The 23,316-nt window shown below is 69.4% G+C and carries 19 protein-coding genes; 13 read left to right on the top strand and 6 right to left on the bottom strand.

Annotated elements, in window-relative coordinates; genetic code table 11:
• The 7 genes from JOF29_RS39400 (at nt 1) to JOF29_RS39370 (ending at nt 8,357) form a co-directional block, all read left to right on the top strand.
• Nucleotides 1-1,953, top strand: coding sequence for a 5-oxoprolinase/urea amidolyase family protein (locus tag JOF29_RS39400; protein ID WP_209699395.1), 1,953 nt, complete (start codon nt 1-3; stop codon nt 1,951-1,953).
• Nucleotides 1,950-3,542: an allophanate hydrolase gene (atzF, locus tag JOF29_RS39395; RefSeq protein ID WP_307863915.1), complete on the top strand. Its 1,593-nt coding sequence runs from the start codon at nt 1,950-1,952 to the stop codon at nt 3,540-3,542. The genes JOF29_RS39400 and atzF overlap by 4 nt, the downstream gene beginning before the upstream one ends.
• Nucleotides 3,543-3,559: 17 nt before the next feature.
• Nucleotides 3,560-4,867: a M20 family metallopeptidase gene (locus JOF29_RS39390; protein ID WP_209699394.1), complete on the top strand. Its 1,308-nt coding sequence runs from the start codon at nt 3,560-3,562 to the stop codon at nt 4,865-4,867.
• A gap of 169 nt (nt 4,868-5,036) precedes the next feature.
• Entirely contained in the window at nt 5,037-6,164 is a 1,128-nt protein-coding gene (locus JOF29_RS39385) for an amidohydrolase family protein (RefSeq protein ID WP_209699393.1), read from the top strand.
• 33 nt (nt 6,165-6,197) lie between these two features.
• Nucleotides 6,198-7,043, top strand: coding sequence for an amidase family protein (locus tag JOF29_RS39380; protein WP_209699392.1), 846 nt, complete (start codon nt 6,198-6,200; stop codon nt 7,041-7,043).
• Complete coding sequence (locus JOF29_RS39375; RefSeq protein ID WP_209699391.1) at nt 7,024-7,530, top strand: amidase family protein; 507 nt, start codon at nt 7,024-7,026, stop codon at nt 7,528-7,530. The genes JOF29_RS39380 and JOF29_RS39375 overlap by 20 nt, the downstream gene beginning before the upstream one ends.
• A 20-nt stretch (nt 7,531-7,550) precedes the next feature.
• Complete coding sequence (locus JOF29_RS39370) at nt 7,551-8,357, top strand: MerR family transcriptional regulator (protein ID WP_209699390.1); 807 nt, start codon at nt 7,551-7,553, stop codon at nt 8,355-8,357.
• Here JOF29_RS39370 and JOF29_RS39365 read toward each other — a convergent pair.
• From JOF29_RS39365 to JOF29_RS39355, 3 genes are read right to left on the bottom strand one after another with little or no spacing between them, the layout of a single operon-like run.
• On the bottom strand, nt 8,344-8,835 hold the full coding sequence (locus JOF29_RS39365; protein WP_209699389.1) for a DUF3830 family protein: 492 nt from the start codon (nt 8,833-8,835) through the stop codon (nt 8,344-8,346). The two genes, JOF29_RS39370 and JOF29_RS39365, sit on opposite strands and share 14 nt — an antisense overlap.
• Complete coding sequence (locus JOF29_RS39360) at nt 8,832-10,217, bottom strand: amidase (protein WP_209699388.1); 1,386 nt, start codon at nt 10,215-10,217, stop codon at nt 8,832-8,834. Before JOF29_RS39360 ends, JOF29_RS39365 begins: the two co-directional genes overlap by 4 nt.
• Nucleotides 10,214-11,194, bottom strand: a complete 981-nt coding sequence (locus JOF29_RS39355; protein WP_209699387.1) for a D-2-hydroxyacid dehydrogenase — start codon at nt 11,192-11,194, stop codon at nt 10,214-10,216. Before JOF29_RS39355 ends, JOF29_RS39360 begins: the two co-directional genes overlap by 4 nt.
• Before the next feature lie 67 nt (nt 11,195-11,261).
• Here JOF29_RS39355 and JOF29_RS39350 point away from each other — a divergent pair, with 67 nt between their 5' ends.
• The 3 genes from JOF29_RS39350 to JOF29_RS39340 are packed head-to-tail and all read left to right on the top strand — an operon-like array spanning nt 11,262 to nt 14,439.
• The gene (locus JOF29_RS39350; protein WP_245359876.1) at nt 11,262-12,035 is read left to right on the top strand and encodes a maleate cis-trans isomerase family protein; all 774 of its coding nucleotides are present in this window, start codon (nt 11,262-11,264) and stop codon (nt 12,033-12,035) included.
• Nucleotides 12,036-12,058: 23 nt separating this feature from the next.
• Nucleotides 12,059-13,243, top strand: a complete 1,185-nt coding sequence (locus tag JOF29_RS39345; RefSeq protein ID WP_209699386.1) for a M24 family metallopeptidase — start codon at nt 12,059-12,061, stop codon at nt 13,241-13,243.
• A gap of 5 nt (nt 13,244-13,248) precedes the next feature.
• On the top strand, nt 13,249-14,439 hold the full coding sequence (locus tag JOF29_RS39340; protein ID WP_209699385.1) for an aminotransferase-like domain-containing protein: 1,191 nt from the start codon (nt 13,249-13,251) through the stop codon (nt 14,437-14,439).
• Between the two features lie 81 nt (nt 14,440-14,520).
• On the opposite strand, the gene JOF29_RS39335 is transcribed toward JOF29_RS39340, so the two are convergent.
• Nucleotides 14,521-17,439, bottom strand: coding sequence for an FAD-binding and (Fe-S)-binding domain-containing protein (locus JOF29_RS39335; protein WP_209699384.1), 2,919 nt, complete (start codon nt 17,437-17,439; stop codon nt 14,521-14,523).
• A gap of 45 nt (nt 17,440-17,484) precedes the next feature.
• On the opposite strand from JOF29_RS39335, the gene JOF29_RS39330 reads away from it, so the two are divergent.
• Both JOF29_RS39330 and JOF29_RS39325 read left to right on the top strand, forming a co-directional pair.
• Nucleotides 17,485-18,213 carry a maleate cis-trans isomerase family protein gene (locus JOF29_RS39330; RefSeq protein WP_209699383.1) on the top strand — a complete coding sequence of 243 codons (729 nt, stop codon included), beginning with the start codon at nt 17,485-17,487 and terminating at the stop codon, nt 18,211-18,213.
• The gene (locus JOF29_RS39325) at nt 18,210-18,872 is read left to right on the top strand and encodes a GntR family transcriptional regulator (protein ID WP_209699382.1); all 663 of its coding nucleotides are present in this window, start codon (nt 18,210-18,212) and stop codon (nt 18,870-18,872) included. Before JOF29_RS39330 ends, JOF29_RS39325 begins: the two co-directional genes overlap by 4 nt.
• Before the next feature lie 27 nt (nt 18,873-18,899).
• On the opposite strand, the gene JOF29_RS39320 is transcribed toward JOF29_RS39325, so the two are convergent.
• On the bottom strand, nt 18,900-20,360 hold the full coding sequence (locus tag JOF29_RS39320; protein ID WP_209699381.1) for an NAD-dependent succinate-semialdehyde dehydrogenase: 1,461 nt from the start codon (nt 20,358-20,360) through the stop codon (nt 18,900-18,902).
• Between the two features lie 76 nt (nt 20,361-20,436).
• Between JOF29_RS39320 and JOF29_RS39315 the strand changes: the two genes are divergently transcribed.
• Nucleotides 20,437-21,690, top strand: a complete 1,254-nt coding sequence (locus JOF29_RS39315) for an aspartate aminotransferase family protein (protein WP_209699380.1) — start codon at nt 20,437-20,439, stop codon at nt 21,688-21,690.
• 86 nt (nt 21,691-21,776) lie between these two features.
• Here the strand turns inward: JOF29_RS39315 and JOF29_RS39310 are convergent, their stop codons facing one another.
• Entirely contained in the window at nt 21,777-23,174 is a 1,398-nt protein-coding gene (locus tag JOF29_RS39310; protein WP_209699379.1) for an MFS transporter, read from the bottom strand.
• Nucleotides 23,175-23,316 lie beyond the last annotated feature (142 nt).

Below are 23,316 nucleotides of genomic sequence, written 5' to 3'. Positions count from 1 at the left end.
GTGGCCGTCATCATTGTCAACAATCCTGGTGTCCAAACGACGGTGCAGGATCTTGCTGGGCGGCCGGGTCTGTGGGACGTCGGCGTCCCACCGTCCGGCGCTGCCGACGAGCTCACGTTCGCGCTGGTCAACGCCGCGGTCGGCAATCCCGACACCGCGGCCGGCCTGGAGTGTGTGCTCGCCGGACCGGTCCTGACGTGCGACGAGGATCGGCTGATCTGCGTCGGCGGCGCCGTCCACAACGCGACTGTCGACAATCTGCACATCAGGCCGGGGCTGGTCGTCCGGTGGCCGGCTGGATCCGTGCTGGACATCGGCCCGCTCGGCGGACCGGGCATGCGCGGGTATGTGGCGATCCAGGGCGGGCTGGACGTGCCTCGGGTGCTCGGTAGCCGGTCCACCTTCATCCTCGGCGGATTCGGTGGTCACGACGGTAGGCCGCTCGCGGCCGGTGACCGGCTCGTCCTGGGCCGGCAGGAGAACCTGCTGACTCCGCTGTCGGTGGAACTGCCGGCGATGTCGGCGTCCTGGCAGCTGCGCGTCATCCCGGGGCCCCATGGCGCACCGGAACATCTGACCGCCGAAGGTGTCGACGCGTTCTTCGCCTACAACTGGATTGTTGACCATCGGTCCGATCGCACCGGGGTCAGGTTGATCGGGCCGACTCCCGGTTGGGCCCGGACCGACGGCGGTGAGGCCGGACTGCATCCGTCGAACGTTCACGACTCCGCGTACCCGGTCGGCGGCATCATGCTGTCCGGTGACACCCCCGTCATCGTCGGCAAGGACGGACCGTCTCTCGGCGGGTTCGTCGTACCCGCCGTCGCCATCGAGGCCGACCGGTGGATGCTCGGCCAGCTGGCCGCCGGCGACTCCGTTCAGCTGGTCCCGGTGACCCAGGAGGTGGCAGCCGACGCAATCCGGTCCCGGCGCCGCTGGCTGGCCGATCTGCGGCAGGAGCCGGCGCCCGTCACCCCGTCGACGAGTTCGCCGGAACGCCCGAATTTCCTGCATCGCGGCGATCCGGCCGGTACGGCACCGGCGTACACGATCAGGTACGCGGGCGAGCGGCACCTGCTGGTCGAGGCGGGACCGGCCGAGCTCGACCTCACGGTCCGGGTCTGGGTCCACCTACTGGCCCAGGCCCTCCGTGTCGATCGGCCGGCCGGCGTGACGGAGATCGTCGAGGGTGTGCGGTCGCTGCTCGTCGCGGTCGACTCGGCCCGGATCGCCTTGACCGGGCTCGCGGAACGGCTCGCGTTCCTGGCCGCCGGGCTGGATGATCCCGAAACGGTCGTACTGCCGGCGCGCGAGGTGGTGCTGCCGATCGCGTTCGACCACCCCGAGGCGCACGAGGCGATGCGCCGGTATGCGACGTCGGTCCGGCCGGACGCGCCGTGGTGCCCGGACAACGTCGAGTTCATCCGGCGGGTCAACGATCTCGGCGCGCGGGACGAGGTGTTCGAGATCGTGCAGGCCGCGACGTACCTCGTGGTCGGTCTCGGGGACGTGTATCTCGGCGCGCCGGTCGCGGTGCCGATCGATCCGCGGCATCGCCTGGTCACCACGAAGTACAACCCGGCCCGTACCTGGACGCCGCAGAACGCGGTCGGGATCGGCGGGATCTACCTGTGCGTGTACGGGATGGAGGGCCCCGGCGGGTACCAGCTGGTCGGGCGCACGGTCCCGGTCTGGCGGATCTCCCCCGCCGACGAGCAACCGTGGTTGCTGAGGCAGTTCGATCTGATCAGATTCACCCCGGTGAGCGCGGAGCAACTGGCCCACGAGCGGGCCGAGATCGCCGCCGGACGCGCGGATCTCAAGACCGCACCGGCGACGTTCTCGATCGCCGACGTACGCCGGATCGAGCAGGAGGCACCTGTGGAAATAGCGACCGTACGGGCCAGACGCCGCGCCGCCTTCGAAGCGGAACGGGCACGGTGGGGGGCGTGAACAACGAGTGGATCACCCGGGTCACCCCGACCGTGCCCAGGCCCGGACCGTTGCACGGGCTGACGATGGCTCTCAAGGACAACATCGATCTGGCGGGGGTGCCCACGACGGCCGGCGATCCGCGCAATTCACGGCCCGCGCAGCGGAACGCCTTCGTCGTCGACCAGTTGATCGCCGCCGGCGCCGTGCCGCTGGGGAAGACAAACCTCGACCAGTACGCGACCGGGCTGGTGGGCACTCGATCGCCGTACGGTGCTTGTCACTCGGTCTTCTCCGACCGGCACATCTCGGGCGGGTCGAGCTCGGGAAGTGCCGTCGCCGTCGCGACAGGCCAGGTCGACTTCGCGCTCGGGACCGACACGGCCGGTAGCGGGCGGGTACCGGCCGCCTTCAACCGGATCGTCGGCATCAAGCCGAGTCGCGGACTCGTGTCGGCGCGCGGCGTCGTACCGGCGTGCCGGTCGCTCGACTGCGTGACCGTCATGGCCCGCACCGTGGCCACCGCGCGGGCGGCGTACGACGTGATGGTTGCGTACGACCCGCACGACGCGTGGTCGCGCCGGGCCGCGGATCTGTCCCGTCACCGGGCGGTGTCCGGCGCGGTGATCGGCGTACCGGATGTCGGGCTGGAGCTGGAACCGTTGCATGAGGCGGCCTGGCAGGAGACGCTCACCGAGGCTCATCGGCTCGGCGAAGTCGTGAAGGTGGATGTACGGCCGCTGCTCGAGGCCGCGGACCTGCTGTACTCCGGGCCGTGGCTGGCCGAGCGCTGGCTGGCCTTCGGGGACAGGCTGGACGACGATCCGGCGGTCGACCCGACTGTGCGGACGATCGTGCGGGGCGGCGCGGCGCTGACCGCGGCATCCGCGTTCGCGGGCTTCGACCGGCTTGCGACGCTGGCCCGTGCGAGCGAGGACCTGTGGACGCGGGTCGACGCGGTGCTGCTGCCGGTGACGCCAGGGCATCCCACGCTGGCGGAGGTCGAGGCCGATCCGATCGGGGTCAACAGCCGACTGGGCCGCTTCACGAACATGGTCAACCTCCTCGACCTGTGCGCAATCGCCTTCCCAGGAACGGATCGCGCCGACGGTCTGCCGTTCGGGATCCAGCTGCTGGCGCCGGCCGGTCACGACCTCGAGCTGATCGGCCTGGCGGCTCGCTGGCGTGGTGAGTCCGTGCCGGCTTCGGCTCTGGACAGCGAGATCCTGCTCGCTGTCGCGGGCGCCCACCTGTCCGGCCAGCCACTCAATGATCAGCTGGTACGCCGTGGTGCCCGGCTCGCGTTCACCGCGCGGACCGCGGCGTCGTACCGGATGTTCCTCGTCGACGGACCGCGTCCGGGTCTGACCCGGACGCCGGCGGGAGGTCCGGTTCACGACGGTCCGGGGATCGAGGTCGAGGTGTGGAGGCTGCCGCCCGCCGAACTCGGTGGGTTCGCGGCGACCGTCGATCCTCCACTGGCGATCGGTCCACTGGAGCTGTCGGACGGAGAGCAGGTACTCGGCTTCGTGTGTACGGCCGACGCCGCCGACCCGGCCCGTGACATCACCGCCGCAGGCGGCTGGCGGGCGTACCTGGCCGGGAGCTGACCCTATCGTTGGTCGGCATGAGCCTGACGCGTGCCGAATGGACAGTACTGGACCGGATCGACGAGGACCTGCTGGTACGGGTGACGCAGGAACTGGTCCGGGCGCCCGGCCAGAATCCGCCCGGCGAGGAGGCCGCGACGGTGGCCGTCCTCGCTGGGGCGGCGCGGGACCTCGGCCTCGACGTACGGACCTCGCCCGTCGAGACCGGCCGGGACAACCTCTCGGTCAGGCTGTCCGGAGGCGATGCTCCTGGCCTGTTGCTACTTGGCCACACCGATGTCGTCCCGGTCGGTGACGGCTGGACGGTCGACCCGTACGGCGGGCTCCTGCGCGACGGCCGGATCTACGGCCGCGGCGCATCCGACATGAAAGGCGGCCTCGCCGCAGCCCTGGCCGCCCTCGCCGCACTCCGTGGCACCTCACTCAACGGGCCGGTCGACCTCGCCGCAGTAGTCGACGAAGAGGAAACCGGCAAAGGCATCCGCGCCTACATAGCCTCCACCCTGCAGCCCCCTGTGGATAACTCCAGCCCGACCAACGCTCACACCGATAGACTTGAAGCGGAAAGGACAGGGGCGGAACACTACTCACCCAACGCGATCACCCAGCAGGCCCGCCGGGCATCGCGTCAGTACGTCGGATGCATCACCGCCGAGCCGACCGACCTGCAGACGATCATCGCGGCGCGGGGCGACTCGTACTTACAGGTCTCGGTACACGGTCGCGCCTCCCACGCGGGCAACCCGGACGGCGGCGCGAACGCGATCTACGGAGCGGCCGCGGTGGTCGCCGAGATCGAACGCCTGCACAAGGAGCTGGCGGCCGCGCCCCATCCCCTGCTCGGCCCGGCAACCTGGAGCGTCGGCCAGATCAACGGCGGCACGGGCGGCTCGATCGTCCCGGCCGACTGCGTGGTGGTCGCCGACCGCCGGCTCCTCCCGGGCGAGTCCCCCGCCGAGGTACTCGCCAACCTGGAGGCTCGCGTCGCCTCGCTCCGGCTGGAGGACCGCGGGCTCACCGTCGAACTCTCCATGCCGATGGAGATGCCCGCCTTCGAGACATCCGAGGACCACGACCTCGTCCGCGCGACCGAGGCCGCCCGGTTCGACGCCGGCGGTCCGCCGATGCCGCTCGCCGGGTGGACCGCAGCGTGCGACGGCGGGTACGTCGCACGCGATCTCGGCGTACCGGTGGTTGTCCTCGGCCCCGGTTCGGTCACCACCCAGGCGCACCGCGCGGACGAGTCCGTCGCGATCGCCGAACTCGTCACCGCGGCCCGCGCGTACGCGCTGATCGCACTGCGACTCCTCGGTACGACGGGGTGAACCGGTACGACGGGATGAGCCGACATAACGGGAGCAGCTGGCACGACAGGAGTTGCTGGCACGTCCGGGCTGGCTCGCACGACGGGATGAGTGGGGTTGCTTCCTCGGCTGGATCCCGAGGGAACTCCTGGGGGCGGGCGGCGTGAGGCGGCGGGTTCTGCATTCGGGGATGGTGCTCGATGTCGGGTCCGGTGCGGTGCGGACGGCGGACGTCGTGCTCGCAAACAATCGGATTGTCGGCGTCGGGATCGGGTTGGACGGGGACGAGGGAATCGATTGCGCCGGGTCGCTCGAGGTGCCCGGGTTCGTCGACTGTCATACGCATGTGTGCTTCGGGCCAGCCGGGATGGACGCGTTGCGGGTGCCGCGGTCGGCTCGGGTGTTGTCGGCGGTTCCGGCGTTGCGGACGTTGCTACGGCTCGGGGTGACGACGGCGCGGGACGCGTGGAGTGCGGACGCGGGTGTGCGGCTCGCGATCGAGAACGGGTGGATCGAGGGGCCCGATCTGCTGCTGAGTTTGCGGCAGGTCGGTACGACTGGGGCGATCGGCGACCTCTGGGCGCCACGCACCGGATCGCTCGACTACTACGGTGATCCGTCGTTGCCGGATCCGATCTTCGACGGGGCTGACGCGGGACGGGCCGTCGTACGGCGGATGGTGCGCGCGGGGGCCGACTGGATCAAGGTGACGGCGACCGGGTCGATCGCGCTCGGGTCCGGCGTACACGATGTGCAGCTGACGTTCGAGGAGTTGGCCGCTGTGGTCGACGAGGCGGCGCGGCGTGGTGGGCGGCGGGTGATGGTGCACGCACACGGAGCCCGAGCGGCTGAACTGGCGGCGCGGGCCGGGGCTGCGAGTGTGGAGCATGGGACGTACTTGGACGCGGTCGAGGCGATGGCTGAGAACAAGACGTGGTACGTGCCGACGTTGTCGGTTACGCAGTCCGATCCGGAGCAGGTGCCGGACGGAGCAGCCGAGGCACATCGGGAGTCGATGCGGCTGGCGATCGACGCGGGGGTGCGGATCGCGATGGGGACGGACAATCCGGTGCGGCCCTACTCGGAGGCGTTGTGGGAACTGCGGCACCTATCGACGGCCGGTCTGGGTGATGCGGGCGCGTTGCGGGCGGCGACGATCGATGCGGCGTGGTTGCTCGGGCTGGCGCACGACCGGGGCGAGATCGCGGCCGGCAAGCGGGCTGATCTGGTGGTGCTGGACGGTACGACGCTGGACTGCACCGCGGTGGAGGAGCGGATCCGCCGGGTGTTTCACAACGGGGTCGAGGTTGAGCGTTGACTCTCACACGGTGTCAGACCGTAGACAATCCTCATGTTCACAGCTGGAGAGATTGCGGAGCGGATTCGTACGGGGCAGGTGACGTCGCGGGAGGTCACCGAGGAGCTACTCGGCCGGATCGCGGCTGACACCGAGGTCAATGCGGTCGTCGAGATACGGCGCGAGTACGCGCTGACCGCCGCGGATCGCGCCGACGCAGCACGGGTCGCCCAGCCGGAAAAGCCGCTTGAGGGGTGTGGGCTAGGGCCGCTGCATGGGGTTCCGGTGACGGTGAAGGACTGTTTTGACGTTGCCGGGATGCATACGACGTGGGGTAATCCGGCGTTCGCTGACTACGTCGCGGACGAGGACGCGGTTGTCGTGAAGAAGTTGCAGCGGGCCGGAGCGCAGATTGTCGGCAAGACGAATGTTCACACGATGCTTGGCGACTTCGGGCAGACGGCGAACGAGATCTACGGGCGGACCAACAACCCTGCCGACGTGACCCGCACACCGGGCGGCTCGTCCGGTGGTGCGGCGGCGGCGCTTGCGGCGGGGCTTACGTATCTCGAGTACGGATCCGACCTGGTCGGGTCGATTCGTTTGCCGGCGGCGTACTGCGGTGTCTACGGGCTGAAGCCCACCAACGGGCTCGTCCCGCAAGGCGGATTCCAGGTGCCGGGGACGCCGTACGTCCCCAGTGAAATGCCCATATTGTCAACAATCGGACCGCTCGCCCGCTCTGCCGCGGACCTGCGGATCGCGCTCCGCGCCACCGCCGGCCCCCGAGGCGCCGTACACCTACGACCTCGCAGCCCCACGGCACCGCGCCCTGAAGGACTATCGCGTCGGCATCGTCACCGATCACCCGGCAGCACCGGTGACGAGCGAAGTCGGTGACGCGCTGTCCGACACGATCGACCGGATCGCCGCGACCGGCGCGAAGATTGTCGACAGTTGGCCGGACGGCGTCGACCCGGACGAACAGGCCGAGGAGTTCAGCCGCCAGGTCGAACTGTTCTTCGCGCTCCACGGCGGCGAGCCGACCACGATGACCGTCGACCAACTGCTCACCACCGAGCGCAACCGTCTGGCCGCCAGGGCGAAGTGGCAGCGGTACTTTGAGGACATCGACGTGTTCCTGTGCCCGACGAGCTTCACCGTCGCGTTCCCGCACGGTTCGACAACGATCGACGGGCGCCCGTACGAAGCGCAGGTGTTCTGGATCGCTCACGCCTCGCTGACCGGCCATCCCGCGCTCAGCATGCCGATCGGCCGTACGGCGACCGGCCTCCCCACGGCGGCTCAGGTGATCGGCCCGTGGCACGAGGACGACACCGCGATCACCTTCGCCGAACTCCTCGCTCAACACCTCGGATCGCGCTAGAGAGCTGGTTGACTGTCGGCATGTTCGCAATCGGGGAGTTCGCACGGCACGGCCGGGTATCGGTCCGGATGCTGCGGCACTACGACGCGATCGGGCTGCTGCGGCCGGCGTACGTCGATCCCGCGACCGGGTACCGCAGCTACACCGCCGCCCAGCTCGCCGACCTGAACCGGATCGTCGCGCTGAAGGACCTCGGGTTCTCGCTCGATCAGGTCGACAAGATGATTGCCGACAATCTCGGCCCGACCGAGCTGCGCGCGATGCTCACGATGCGACGCGCACAACTGGAGACCGGCCTGGCCGAGAGCTATGCGCGACTCGCCCAGGTCGAGTCGCGGCTCCGCGGCCTGGAGGCAGATGTCCCAGCCAACGACATCGTCGTCAAGGAGCTGCCCGCAGTACGTCTGGTCGGCCTGACCACAACGGCGGCGAGCTTCACGCCCGACGACATCACGCCCGTGGTACACCCGCTGTGCGCGGAACTCGGCCGCCGGTTGCCGCACGCCGACGTACATCCGGCCGGCCGTCTCACCTGCCTGTACGAGCAGCAGACGGACATCGTCGTACGCGCAACAGTCCCGGCCGCGGTCGATGCCGAAGGCAACCTCAACGGACTCGACGTGATCGACCTACCGGCGACGCAAGCGGCAACGCTCGTCCACCGCGGACCCATCGACCAGGTACTTCCGTCCTGGCAGGCACTCGCCCGCTGGCTCGAAGACAACGGCAGACGTGCCGCGGAACCGGCTCGAGAGCTCTACCTCGACACGCCGGAGAACCCGCAGGACTGGGTCACCGAGCTGCAGCAACCGTTCACAACCGGCTGAACGACAGCGTCTCCCCGCGCGCGCCACCCATCCACAGGTCCTGGCACGCCGCGGCGAACTCGGCGAGGTTCTCAGTGACGGCCCCGAACACGTTCCCGGGCACCCAGCCCTGATCACCGTTGATCAGCAGGTTGTTCCGCCCGTAGAAGACGGCAAGGTCGACAATCGCACCCGTCGTACCCGTACCGGTCGTGTTCTCGTAGCCGTACGCCGGATTCCCGAGATCGTCGGAGTCGAACGAGAACCAGCACAGGTCCCCCGGGATCGGCGTGATCGTCGTGTTCTCCTTCCCCGGGTCGGGCGCGAACCCGGGCAGCAACGTGTAGATCTCGTTCCGCGCGTACTTCCCGTGGAACACCGGCGCCGACAGCGGCAGCGCATCCCACACCGCTGCACACGTCCGCGGCGCGACGTCGTCGAGCAGTTTCGCCACGCAGCTCACGCCGCGCTTGTCCAGGCTGACCGTGAGGTGCTTCATCGTGCCTCCAAGCTCGGGGTAAGCCGGTGCCAGTCGGTCGCGGCCTGGTACGCCTGACCGACCTGAAGCGTCAACGCGTCGGCATGGCGATTGCCGACAATCTGCAATCCGACAGGCAAGCCGGCCACTGTGAACCCGCACGGCACCATCAGCGCCGGCTGCTGGGTGAGGTTGAACGGATACGTGTACGGCGTCCAGTCAGTCCAGTCGGGCGACGCCGATCCGTCCGGGACGTCCTGCCCGACGGGGAACGCCGTGATCGGCAGCGTCGGCGTGACGAGTACGTCGTACTGCTGGTGAAACCGCCCCATCAGGGTGCCGAGCTCCATCCGGACGGCGGTCGCGTCGAGGAAGTCCGAGGCCGTGTACGCCGCGCCCAGCTCGGCGACCCGGCGCAGCCCGGGATCAACCCGATTGTCAACAATATGACCAGAAAGGACCTTGGCCGCTCCGGACCACCAGAGCACGTTGAACGCGTCGATCGGGTCCGTGAAACCAGGATCCACCTCGGTCACCTCGGCGCCGAGGGCGGCCAGAACGTCGACCGCCGAGCGCACCAGCGCCTCGACCTCAGGATCATTGTCAACAAAACCAAGATCCGCCGAGAAACCGATCCGCAGTCCGGCGACCCCGTCGTCCAGCCCGTCCAGGAACGACCGGGCCGGCGTCGGCATCGCCGACCAGTCCCGCGGGTCGAAGCCGGTCACCACGTCGAGCAGCGCCGCCGCGTCCCGCACGGTCCGCGTCATCGGACCCGCGTGCGACAACGTGCCGAATGCGCTCGGCGGGAACAGCGGGATCAGTCCGTACGTCGGCTTCAACGCAACCGTGCCGGTGAACGCCGCCGGGATCCGCACGGAGCCGCCACCGTCGGTACCGAGCGACCACACGCCCATGCCGAGCCCGACCGCGGTCGCGGAGCCGCCACTCGAACCACCCGAGGTCTTCGTCGGATCCCACGGGTTGCCGGTCGCGCCGTACGTGAACGAGTCGGTGACGCCTTTCCACGAGTACTCCGGCGTGGTCGTCTTGCCGAGGATGACCGCGCCGGTCTCACGCAGCCGGGCGACCGACGGCGCGTCCTCGTCCCACGGCCCGGCCGGGTCGATCATCGTGCTGCCGCGCATTGTCGGCCATCCGTTTGTCCACAATGCGTCCTTCACCGACGTCGGCACCCCGTCACCGGGTCCGAGCGGCCGGCCGGCGCGCCAACGGCTCTCGGACTCCTTGGCCGCGGCGAGTGCACCCTCGGCATCGACCAGGACGAACGCGTTCACCTGCGCGTCGTACTGCTCGATCGCGTCCAGCGCGGCCTGCGTCGCGTCAACCGGGGACAGCGCTCCGGTTCGGTAGCCCTCGACCAACTCGGTTGCTTGAGTCATCGATCTCCTGTCGGAATGTAGCCAAGTTTCTTGTCGACAATGTTCAGCAACGGTTCGCCGGCCAGCCAGCGGCTCACGTTGTCCGCGAACTGGGCCGCGAGGGTGTCGCGCCAGCCGATCACGTCGCCGGACATGTGCGCGGTGACCGTCAGGTTCGGCGCCGTCCAGAGCGGGTGGTCCGGCGGCAGCGGTTCGCGGTCGAACACGTCCAGGGTGGCCGCGATGCGCCCGGTGGCAACGGCGTCGAGCAGTGCGGTTTCGTCGACAATCGGACCACGGGCGACGTTGACGAGGTGCGATCCCGGCCGCATCGCAGCCAGTACGCCGGCATCGACCAGCCCTCGGGTCGCAGCGGTCAACGGCGCCGCGAGCACCACGTGATCCGCCCAGCCGACCTCGGCGGACAGATTGCTGCTGGCAACGATCTCGCCGAAGTCCGGGTCGTCCCCACGCGCGACCCGGCCGACGCCCCGCACCTGCAGCCCGGCGGCGCGAAGCAGCCGGGCGGTGGCCCGGCCGATCGCCCCGGTCCCGACGACGAGCGCCTTCGCGCCCAGTACGCTCCGGGTCTCGCGGTGCTGCCACCGGCGCTCGCGCTGCAGGTCGAAACTGCGCAGGCTGTCCTTGGCGTGCGCGATCACCGCACCCAGTACGTACTCCGCGATCGGACGGTCGAACACCCCATGTGCATTCGTGACTACGACCGCCGAGTCCCGCAGTTCGTCGAAGAGCAGCGTGTCGACCCCGGCGGCAGTGACATGAATCCACTCCAGCGATCCGGCGTCCACCCAGACATCACGTACCGCTGTCGAGAAGAAGTCCCAGAGCAACAACACCCGGGCGCCCTGCACCGCGCCCCGTAGGCCGTCCGCGGAGCAGTACCGGAAGTCGACGGGCAGGCCGTCGAGACCCGGAGGGCGGTCCGTCGCCCGCTCGCAGAGCACCGCGACGACTGGGCGTTCGACGGGGGCCGGCACAGGTTCGAGGCTAGGAACTCGCTGGTAGGATTGTCAACAATCTCCCCCGGGCCGCACACTGACTCGCATGAGCACGCGTCCCATCACCAACCCGATGCCGGCAGCGGTCCCGCCGCTGTTGCAGACCGGCATCGGTGTCGTCGCGCCGTACGACTTCGCGCTCGACCGGGAGCTGTGGCGCTGGGTCCCCGACGACGTCACCCTGCACCTCACCCGGACGCCCTACGCTCCGATGGCCGCCACCGTCGAGATGGCGGTGCACATCTCGGATCCGGACCTCATCGCGCGGACGACGTACGACGTACTCGCGGTCGCCCCACTGGCGGTCGCGTACGCCTGTACTTTCGGCAGTTTCGTCGGCGGGCTCGACGGCGAGCTCGCACTCGTCGACGCGATGGTCGGCGCGGGGGCACCGGCCGCGGTGACCACCAGCGGAGCCCTGTTGCTCGCGCTCCGTCGGCTCGGGATCAACCGGATCGCGACCGTCACGCCGTACACGAACGACCTGACCGCGGGCCTGTCCGCGTACCTGGCCGAGGCCGGCATCGAGGTGGTCGCGACGGCCGGGCTCGGGCTGATCGCGCAGATCTGGGCGGTGCCCTACGAGACGACCGTCGAACTTGTGCGGAGTGTCGACAATCCTACGGTCGAGGCGATTTTCATCAGCTGCACCAACCTGCCGACGTACGACGTGATCGCCGGCCTGGAGGCGACGCTCGGCAAGCCGGTGCTGACCGCGAACCAGGTCACGATGTGGGCCGTCCTGGAACTCGCCGGTCACACCGGGATCGGGCCGGGACAGCACCTGCTGACCGCACGACCGGCGGCAAGTTACTCATGAGCGAACCGGGAAGGGGTGAGCCCGTGTCCGACCTGCTGGAGCAGGCGGTCGAGCCTGACGAGTACGCCGGCCGGCTGGCCCGGGTCCGCGCCGTCCTGGCCGAACGCAGCCTCGGCGCGCTGGTGGTCAGCGACCCCGCGAACCTCTTCTATCTGACCGGGTACGACGCATGGTCCTTCTACACGCCTCAATGTCTGCTGGTCCCCGCCGACGGTGAGGTGCAGCTGTTCGCGCGGGCGATGGACGCGGCCGGTGCGTCGTACACCTGCAACCTGCGGGCCGACCAGATCCACGGCTACCCGGAGCAGCTGGTGCACCGGCCGGACGCCCATCCGTACGACTGGATCGCGAGCGTCTGCCGCGACCTCGTATCGGCCGGCGCCGACGTCGCGGTAGAGGCGGACGCGCACTACTTCACGCCGCGCGGATACCTTGCCCTCGGCAACGGGCTGCCCGGCCGCCGGCTGGTCGACTCGGCCGAGCTGGTGAACTGGGTCCGGCTGGTGAAGTCGGAGCACGAGCTGCGCCAACTGCGGATCGCGGGCGTGATCGCCGAGCAGGCGATGCGGATCGCGCTGGACCAGCTCCGGCCCGGGCGCCGGCAGTGCGATCTGGTCGCCGAGATCCTGGCCGCGCAGGCCACCGGTACGCCGGAGCACGGCGGCGACTATCCGGCGATCGTGCCGATGCTGCCGACCGGCAACGCGGCCGGTACTCCGCACCTGACCTGGACCGATCGCCCGTTCCTCGCCGGCGAGGCGACCACGATCGAACTGGCCGGGGTCTTCGGCCGGTACCACGCCCCACTCGCGCGGACGATGATGCTCGGCGACCCGCCGCACCGGCTCCGGGAGACCGCGAAGATCGTTGCCGACGGTATGCGCGCCGCATTGTCGACAATCCGGCCAGGTGTCACCGGGAGCGCCGTGCACGCCGCGTTCCACGAGGTGATCGCCGCGCACGGCCTGGTGAAGGAATCGCGGATCGGGTACTCGATCGGTATCGGCTACCCGCCGGACTGGGGTGAACGCACCGTCAGCCTGCGCCCCGAGGAGACCACCGTGCTGACCGCGGGAATGGCGTTCCACGTCATCCTCGGGATGTGGATGGACGGCTGGGGATACGAGCTGTCCGAGCCCGTGGTGGTCACCGCCGACGGCGTGGAACGACTGACCGGTCTGTCCCACGAACTCACGATCAGGAGGTAACCCCCTTGTCAGCACTCCCGTACGCAGCACGCGCGGCCGGACTCGTAGGTTCGGTGATCGACTCGAGTACGTCGCTCCTGCACAAGCAGACCCACGACATCGTCCGCTTCGCGATGGGTTCGCCCGCCGCCGAGGCCGTACCGTCGCAGATCCTGTCCGCGATCGCGGCCGACGAGCTGGCCCGCCCGGACGCCTACGACTACGCGGCCACCGAGGGCGATCCGCCGCTGCACGCCGCGTTACTGGAGATGCTGCGCGGTACCGGCGACGAGACGACCGCGGACCGCCTCACCGTCACGGCCGGCGGCATGCAGGGCCTCGACCTGTTCTGCAAGATCTTCGTCGACCCGGGCGACCTTGTCGTCGTGGAGTCCCCGACGTACACGAACGGCAGTGCGACGGCGCTGTCGTACGGCGCGGAACTGCTCGAGGTCCCGGTGGATGACGACGGGATGATTGTCGACGATCTACCAAAACTGCTGGACGGACGCCGGCCGAAGGCGATCTATACGATTCCGACGTTCCAGAACCCGTCCGGCGCGACGCTGTCGCTGGCTCGGCGGCATCAGCTTCTGGAGCTGGCGCGGTCGTGGGGGTCGATGGTGATCGACGACGACCCGTACGGGTTGCTCCGGTTCGCCGGCAATCCGCTGCCGACGTTGCGGGAGCTGGGTGCGGGCGATCCACTGGTGTTCTCCGTGCGGACGTTCTCGAAGATCGTCGCGCCGGGGCTGCGGGTCGGGTGGGTCGATGCGGATCCCGAGCTGCAGCAGTTGCTGATCAACGCGAAGCAGGCGATGGACACGTGCACGAACCTGCCGGCGCAGCGGTTGCTGGCCGGGTTCCTCGCCGGTGGTCATCTGGCGGATCATCTGGTGCGGCAGCGCGCGGAGTACCGGCTGCGCAAGGAGGCGATGCACGCCGCGTTGACGGAGCACTTCGGCGACATCGCCCGGTGGACGGATCCGGAGGGCGGCTTCTTCCTCTGGGTGACGTTGGAGAACGGCATCAACACCGAGGAGCTCTTCGAGATCGCGCTGGCGGAAGGGGTGGCGTTCATCCCGGGTCCTGCCTTCTCCCCCAGTGGGCGCTTCTCCGACGCGTTCCGTATCTGCTTCGCGTCGACGACGCCCGACCGCATCCAGGAAGGCGTCACCCGGCTCCGCCGCGCCGCCGACAAACTAGCCCCGAGCTGACCCGGCCGAGTCGACCGCAGGACCGGCCGGCCGGGAAAGCGTCGCCCTCAGGACCGGCGCCTGCCGGGGAGAACGTCAGCCTCAGGAGCGGCGCTTGTCGGGGAGAGCGTCGGCCAGGAGTTCCGCCAGGTGGCGGGCGGTGCGTGGGGTGCCTTGGGCGATCTGGGTTCGGCAGCTGAAGCCGTCGGCGAGGACGGTCGTTGTCGCCGGCAACGACCGTACCGCCGGCAGCAGAGTGCGTTCGCCCACTGCCTTGGAGACGTCGTAGTGATCGCGTTCGAACCCGAAGTTGCCGGCCAGGCCGCAGCAACCGGGCGCTGCGAGGTCGATGTCGATGCCGGCGGCTGCCATCAGTTTGCGGTCGGCGTCGAAGCCCAGTACGGCGTGCTGGTGGCAGTGCGGCTGTACGAACGCTTCTCCCCCGACTTGCGGCGGCGCCCAGCCGGAGTCGACGAGGAACTCGGAGAACGTCTGAATGTTTGCAGTCGCCAATCCGACAAGAGGATTGTCGACAAGCGCGGCCGCGTCATGACGGATCGCCGCCGTGCAGCTCGGTTCGAGGCCGACGATCGGTGTGCCTGCGGTGAGGTACGGAGCGAGAACGGCCAGCGATCGGTTCAGGACGCGACGCGCGGTCGTGAGCTGCCCGGTCGAGATCCAGGTGAGGCCGCAGCAGACGGGCTTGTCAGGCAGTACGACCTCGAAGCCGGCAGCCTCCAGTACGGCGACCGCGGACCGCCCGATCTCCGGCGCCAGGTAGTTCGTGAAGGTGTCCGGCCACAACACCACCTGCCGCCCGGCGTCTCCCGGCGTACGGCGACCACCCTTGAACCACTGGGTGAACGGCTGCGAGGCGAAGCCGGGGACGTCCTGCTCGGCGGCGATTCCACCCAGCCGTTTCGTGAGCGGCAGCGCGGCGAAGCGGTTCGCCAGCTTCGGAGCGCGAGACGCGAGCCGGGACCACAGCGGCAGCCAGCCCATCGACCAGTGCGATAACGGCCGGGCCCAGGGGCGGCGAGCGTAGTGATGGTGGGTGAACTCGGCCTTGTACGTCGCGATGTCGACGTTCACCGGGCAGTCCGACAAGCAGCCCTTGCACGACAGGCACAGGTCGAGGCCGTCGCGTACTTCCGTGGATCGCCAGCCATCCGCGATCAGGTCTCCCTGCAACATCTCCCACAGCAGATGCGCCCGCCCGCGCGTCGAGTGCAGTTCCTCGCGGGTCACCTGATAGCTCGGGCACATCACGCTGCCCGTCGTCTGCCGGCACTTCCCGATCCCGACGCACCGCCGCTGCGCCTGCGCGAAGTCGTGCCCGTCGTCCGGATAGCTGAAGATTGTCAACAGTTGACGATCCTTCGCCGGGCCGTCGTGCCGGATCGCGATGTCCAGCGGCGGCGGGTCGACGATCATCCCCGGATTCAGAACACCCGCCGGATCCCAGATCCGCTTCAGCTCACCGAACAGCGCGACCCCGTCCGCGCCGTACATCTTCGCCAGCAGCTCGCCGCGCGCCCGCCCGTCGCCGTGCTCACCGGACACCGATCCGCCGAGCCCGACCACCAGGTCCGCGGCCTGCTCGACGAACTCCCGGTACGTCGCGATCCCCCGCCGGCTCAACAGGTCGAAGTCGATCCGCATGTGCATGCAGCCCTCGCCGAAGTGCCCGTACGACGCCCCCGACAACCCGTGCCGCCCGAGCAGCTCGTCGAGACCACGCAGGTACGCACCAAGACGTTCGGGAGGTACGGCGGCGTCCTCCCAACCGCCCCACGCCTCCGCCCCGTCCGCGCGCCGCGTCGCCAGGCCGGCAGCGTCCGTACGGCAACGCCATAGCACGGCCTGTGCCTGAGGATCGGTCACCAGCGAGGCGGTCGCGCCCGAATCGCGCAACTCCTCCAGCATCGAGCGGGCCGCCGCTGTGGCCGCCGCCTCGTCCGCAGCGCCGACCTCGACCAGCAGCCAGGCGTCGCCGTCCGGCATACCGGCGTGAACCGCGGCATCACGCACTTCCTTCGGCAGCCGGTCGACAAGCTCGTTGTTGATCGACTCGATCGTCAGCGGCGCGTGCCGCAGTACGACCGGAACACAGTCCGCCGAGGTGATCGAGTCGGCGAACCCGAGTACGCACAGAACCCTTGCCTTGGGCAACTCGACGAGCTGGACCGTGGCCCGAAGCGTCGCTGCCAGACCGCCTTCACTCCCGGAGAGCAGCCCGGCGACGTTGTAGTCGCCCAGCAGCCGATGCAACGCGTACCCGGAGATCTGCCGGGTGAACTGCCCGAACCGCCGACCGATCACCAACTCGTGACGGTCCGCGAACGCCTGGAGCGCCCGGTGCAGTTCGCCTTCCCGTCCAGGTCGTGCGGCGGCGACGGCCCGGTCGGCAACCGAGTCGACCGTCAGCCGGGTCCCGTCGGCGAGGACCAGATCGAGCGATTGCAGATTGTCGGCAGTCGTACCCCAGGCGACCGAGTGCGCGCCACAGGCGTTGTTCGCGATCATCCCGCCGAGCGTCGCCCGGCTCGCCGACGACGGATCGGCGCCGAACGCGAGCCCGTGCGGCTTCGCGGCGGCGAGCAGATCGGTCAGTACGACACCCGGCTCCACCACGGCGGTCCGGGTACCGGCGTCTACGTCGAGGATCCGGTTCACGTGCCGCGACGCGTCGATCACCACGCCGCCGATCAGCACGCCGCCGATCGCGTTGCCGGCCATCGACGTACCGCCGCCTCGGAGTACCACCGGCGCACCCGCGGCCGCGGTCAGCGATACTGCCGCTGCCAGGTCGTCGACGTCGGCCGGTACGACGACGAGATCGGGGACCGCGCGGTAGTTCGAACCGTCCGCCGCATACAGCGCGCGGGTCCGGCGATCGTCAGCCGTGGCGCCCCGGAGCTCTCCACGGAGCGTGCGCAACAGGCCCTGAACGTCGTACGCCGAGTTATCCACAGGGTGCTGCGCAGCGGACCCGGACTCCGGACGCTCTGGGGTTAGCATTGTCGACAATCTACCCATTCGGTGCACATCAAGCCAGGAGGTCCGATGGTCACGGTAGGGCTGCTCTATCCCGGACACAGCGCCGAGGACGACTATTCCATGCTCGAGGCGAGACTGAACGGCCGGGTCAAGCTGCCGGTCGTGATCACCTCGGTGGGCGAGGACGCCCATCGCGTGGACGCGCTCCTCGACCTCGGCCGGGCGGAGCGTCTCGCCGAAGGCGCCGCGCAGCTCAAGCAGGCGCAACCGGACTCGGTGATGTGGGCGTGCACCTCGGGCAGTTTCGTGTTCGGCCGTGAGGGCGCGAACATCCAGGCGGGCGGTGTGGCGCAGGCGGTCGGCGTACCGGCGTCGTCCACCTCGATCGCGTTCGTGGAGGCCTGCAAGGCGATGGCGATCTACCGGGTCGCGATCGCCGCGTCGTACCCGGAGGACGTCGCCCAGCACTTCGTCCGGTTCCTCGCCGCGGCCGGCATCGAGGTGGTGTCGATGGGCAGCAGCGGGATCGTCACCGCCGCGGAGGTCGGGACGCTGGAGCCGGAGCAGGTGATCAGCATGGCCAAGGCCGCGAACCACCGGCAGGCCGACGCGGTGCTGATCCCGGACACCGCGCTGCACACGCTCGGAATCATCGACGAGTTGGAGACCGCCACCGGCGGCGCGGTCCTGACCGCGAACCAGGTGACCGTCTGGAAGGGCCTGGAGCTCGTCGGTCCGGTGCCGTCGCTGCCAGGTCTGGGGACGCTGTTCGCGCAGGGGGAGATTCAGTCGTGACCAGTTACATCGAGCCGCTGGCTCAGGAGTCGACGCCGAGCATCATCGCCGACAAACTGCGCAAGGCCATCGGCCACGGGGAGTTCAAGCCCGGCGCCCAGCTCGTCGAGGCCGACCTGGCCCGCAAGCTCGGCGTCAGCCGCGGGCCGTTGCGCGAGGGGATGCAGCGGCTGACCCAGGAAGGACTGCTGGTCCCGATCCGCAACCGCGGCCTGTTCGTCATCGACATGACGCCGGCCGAGATCCGCGACATGTACTACTCCCGCGAGGCGATCGAGCGGGCCGCGGCCATGCTCATCCTCCGCGACGGCGACTTCGAGACGGTCGGGCTGGACCTGCACGCGATCGCCGAGCAGATGAAGCCCGTCCGCAACGATCCGGCCGCGGTCGGCGAGATCGACATCCAGTTCCACGAGTTCCTGGTCCGGGCGTCCGGCAGCCCGCGGCTGGTGCGGATGCACCGGACCCAGATCATCGAGACCCGGATGTGCATCCACGCGCTGGAGGCGACGTACGCCGCCGCCGACAACCGCTACCTCGAGCACCGCCGGATCGCGGCGGCGATCCGGGACTGCGAGATCGAGAGGACCGAGGAGCTGCTGTCGGAACACATGGAGGATGCCATCGAGCGCCTCGTCAACAAGAAGAAGACCAACTGACCGGGGTCGGGGCTCAGGGGCGGCGGCTCAGTTGCCGACCGCGATGCCGATGTACTTGGTCTCCAGGAACTCGTCGATCCCGATCGCACCGCCCTCGCGGCCGAGGCCGGACTGCTTGACCCCGCCGAACGGTGCGGCGGGGTTCGACACCACGCCCTGGTTGAGCCCGACCATCCCGGTCTCGATCGCCTCGGCCACCCGGAGCGCCCGCCGCAGGTCGTTCGTGAACACGTAGGCGACCAGCCCGTACTCCGTGTCGTTGGCGGCGCGCACCACCTCGTCCTCGGTGCTGAACGGGGTCAGCGGCGCGACCGGCCCGAAGATCTCCTGGTCCGCCATCGCCGCCTCCCGCGGTACGCCGGTGAGCACCGTCGGCGGATAGAAGTACCCGTTGCCCGCGGCAACTTCTCCGCCGGTGAGCACGGTCGCGCCGCGATCGACCGCGTCCGCGACCAGGGCGCGCACCTTCTCGCGGCCTGCCTCGTCGATCAGCGGGCCGACGTTCACGTCCGGCTCGGTACCGCGTCCGACGGTCAGCGCGCCCATCCGCTCCGCGAGCCGGCGGCCGAAATCGTCGATCACCGTATTGTGGACAAAAAGACGATTGGCCGCGGTACAGGCCTCACCCATGTTCCGCATCTTCGCCGCGATCGCGCCGCTGACCGCCTCGTCCAGGTCCGCGTCCTCGAACACGATGAACGGCGCGTTGCCGCCGAGCTCGAGCGAGGTCCGCAGTACCTTCTCCGCGCACTGCTCCAGCAGGATCCGGCCGACCCGCGTCGAGCCGGTGAACGACAGCTTCCGCGCCAGCCCGGACCTGATCAGCGGCTCCATCACGCCGCCGGCGTCCATCGCGGTGACGCAGTTGACCACGCCCGCCGGAAGGCCGGCCTCGGCCAGGATCCCCATCAGGGCGAGCATCGACAGCGGCGTCTGGTGCGCGGGCTTGATGACACTCGTGCAGCCGGCCGCGATCGCGGGGCCGAGTTTGCGGGTGCCCATCGCCATAGGGAAGTTCCACGGCGTGATCAGCAGGCACGGGCCGACCGGCTGCTTGGTGACCAGGAACCGGGCGTTGCCGGCCGGCGCCGTCTGGTACCCGCCGTCGATCCGCAGCGCCTCGCCGGAGAAGTGCCGGAAGAACTCGGCCGCGTACGCGATCTCGCCGCGCGCCTCCGCCAGCGGTTTGCCCATCTCGAGCGTCATCAGCAGCGCCAGCTCGTCGACCCGCTCCATCAGCAGCCGGTACGCCGTCATCAGCAGGTCGGACCGTTCGCGTGGTGACGTACGGGCGAAGTCCGGCTGCGCGGTGACCGCTGCGTCGAGCGCGGCGCGACCGTCGGCCGGCGATGCGTCGGCGACCGCGCAGAGCACCTCGCCGGTGGACGGATCGACGACGTCGAACGTCGTACCGCCGGTCGCGTCGACCCATTTCCCGTCGACGAACAGCCGCTTCTCGACGGCCTGGACCACTGTGAACTCGTCCATCTGCACCCCTTCACCGGCCTGAACAGCTGAGGTAGGATTGTCAACAATCTACCATCTGGCGCGTGGAGGGAAGTCCGTGGCCGAGCTCTCGCAGATCCTGAAACAGGCGACCGGCGTGATCGCCGCCCGCGGTACGGGCGTTCAACTGTTCGACGAGGACGACCGCCGGTACCTGGACTTCACCGCCGGTATCGGTGTCACGTCGACCGGGCACTCCCATCCGCGCGTGGTCGCGGCCGCCCAGGAGCAGGTCGGCCGGATCATCCACGCGCAGTACACGACCGTCATGCACCGGCCGCTGCTGACGCTGGTCGACCGGCTCGGCGAGGTACTCCCCCGGCACCTCGACCGGATGTTCTTCGCGAACTCCGGCAGCGAGGCGATCGAGGCGGCCCTGCGCCTCACCCGGCAGGCGACCGGCCGGCCGAACGTGATCGTGTTCCACGGCGGCTTCCACGGCCGGACCGTCGCCGCGGCGTCGATGACGACGTCCGGCACCAAGTTCCGCTCCGGGTTCAGCCCGCTGATGGCGGGCGTCCACGTGTCGCCGTTCCCGGACCCGGGCCACTTCGGCTGGCCGGTCGAGCAGGCAACGGAGTTCGCGCTGAAGCAGCTCGACTACGTCCTGCAGACATTGAGCGCGCCGGCCGACACCGCGGCGTTCTTCGTCGAGCCCGTGCTCGGCGAAGGTGGCTATGTCCCCGCGAACGAGGAGTTCTTCGCCGGGCTCCGCGACCGCGCCGACGCGCACGGAATCCTGCTCGTGGTGGACGAAGTACAGACAGGCTTCGGGCGGACCGGGAAGTTCTGGGGCGGCGACCACTTCGGCTCGCACCCGGACGTACTCGTCACCGCGAAGGGGCTGGCGTCCGGCTTCCCGCTGTCCGGAATCGCCGCGCCGTCCGAGCTGATGGAGAAGGCCTGGCCGGGTTCGCAGGGCGGTACGTACGGCGCGAACGCGGTCGCGTGCGCGGCGGCCGTCGCGACCCTCGACGTGATCCGGGACGAAGGGCTCGTCCAGAACTCGGCCGACCGCGGCGCACAGCTGAAGCAGGCGCTGCAACTGGTCGCGGACAAGCACGAGGAGATCACCGACGTTCGCGGACTCGGCCTCATGATCGGCAACGAGTTCCGGGACGCGGACGGCAAGCCCGACGCCGCGACGGCTACCGCCGTACAGCAGGAGGCCGCCCGCCGCGGACTGCTGCTGCTCACCTGCGGCGCCTGGGGCCAGGTCGTACGGTTCATCCCGGCGCTGGTCGTGTCCCCCGACGAGGTCGACGAGGCCGCCGGCCTCTGGTCGGACGCCGTCTCCGCCGTCCTCGACTGACCCGCCGAAAGCGGTCGGCCCGCCGTTCCGGAAACAACCTCGCAGTATGCGACGAGTTGTTTCCGGAGAGGCGGGCCGGACTGCTGTCAGGCCTTCGCGTGAGCCGGCTCGAGGGCCACCGGTGGCGGGGCCAGGTCGGTGCCCGGGATCTCGGTGCCGTTGATCGGGCAGCGGGACGTCTCCGGCACCTTCACCAGCGCGAGCGCACCGATCACACAGGCCGCCATCATGTAGTACGCCGGGACCAGCGAGTCACCGGTCTTCGCCGTCAGCCAGTCGTTGACCGCGGGCGCCGTACCGCCGAACAGCGACGTCGACACGTTGTACGCGATCGCGAAGCCGGCGTACCGGACGTGCGTCGGGAACATCGCCGGGAAGGTCGCGGAGATCGTCGCGAGCTGCGGTACGTAGAGCAGGCCGAGCACCGCGAAGCCGACGATCGCGCCGACCAGGTTCGTGCCCATCAGCAGGAACATCGGTACGCCGAACACGAACAGCCCGGCCAACGACGCCCACCACAACGGTTTTCGCCCGATCCGGTCCGAGGCACGCCCGGCGAACGGGACGAACACCATCATTGTCAACATTCCGACGATCGGCACGATCAGCGACTTGTCCGCACTGAGGCCGATCTGTTTCTCGAGGTACGTCGGCATGTAGGTGAGCAGGGTGTAGTTCACGACGTTCAGCGCGATCACCATGCCGCCGAGGCGCAGGATCGGCCGCCAGTAGCCGGAGAGCAGGTCGCGGAACTGGGTCGCGGTCGCCTCTTCCTTCTGGCCCTTCGCCTCGAGCTCGCGGAAGACCGGCGTGTCCTCGAGCCGGGACCGCAGGTAGACGCCGACCAGACCGAGCGGTGCGGCCACGAGGAACGGCAACCGCCAGCCCCACGCGTGCATCTTCTCGTCGCCGAGTACCAGCGAGAAGCCCAGCATCAGCAGCGCACCGAGCGAGAACCCGGACAGCGTGCCGAACTCCAGGAAGCTGCCGAGGAACCCTCGCTTGCGGCTCGGCGCGTACTCCGCCATGAAGGTCGCGGCGCCGCCGTACTCGCCACCGGTCGAGAAGCCCTGGACCATGCGCAGCAGTACCAGCAGCACCGGAGCCCAGTACCCGATGGTGTGGAACGACGGGACGAGTCCGGCGCACAGGGTCGCGCCGGACATCATCAGGATCGTGATCGCCAGCACGTGCTTGCGGCCGAGCCGGTCGCCGAGCGGGCCCCAGACCAGGCCGCCGAGCGGGCGGACCAGGAACGACACGGCGAACGTCATCAGTGCCAGCAGGGTCTGGCTCTGGGTGTCGCCGGGGAAGATCGCGGCCGAGATGTAGGTCACGCCGTACGCGTAGATGCCGTAGTCGAACCACTCCGTCGCATTACCGATCGCCGAGGCGGCGATCGCCTTCTTCAGTACTCCTGGGGGCTGCTCCTGTTCGGTCGGCGGCCTGGACGTAGTGCCCGCCGGGTTACCGGGCGTGCTCACGGGCGGACGATCCTGCGGCTCCACTGGCGGCGGGGTGTCGGCGTCCACGATTTCCTCCTGTCGTCATACGGCCCCACCCGAGTGCCCACCCCACACGCAACCCACACGCCCCACGAGAGTCGAGTCGTAGTTTTGTTGACAA

The sequence above is a fragment of the Kribbella aluminosa genome (assembly GCF_017876295.1).
Lineage (GTDB): Bacteria > Actinomycetota > Actinomycetes > Propionibacteriales > Kribbellaceae > Kribbella > Kribbella aluminosa.
The sequence above is the reverse complement of the archived record's forward strand: the minus strand, read 5'-3'. Positions and strand labels throughout refer to the sequence as shown.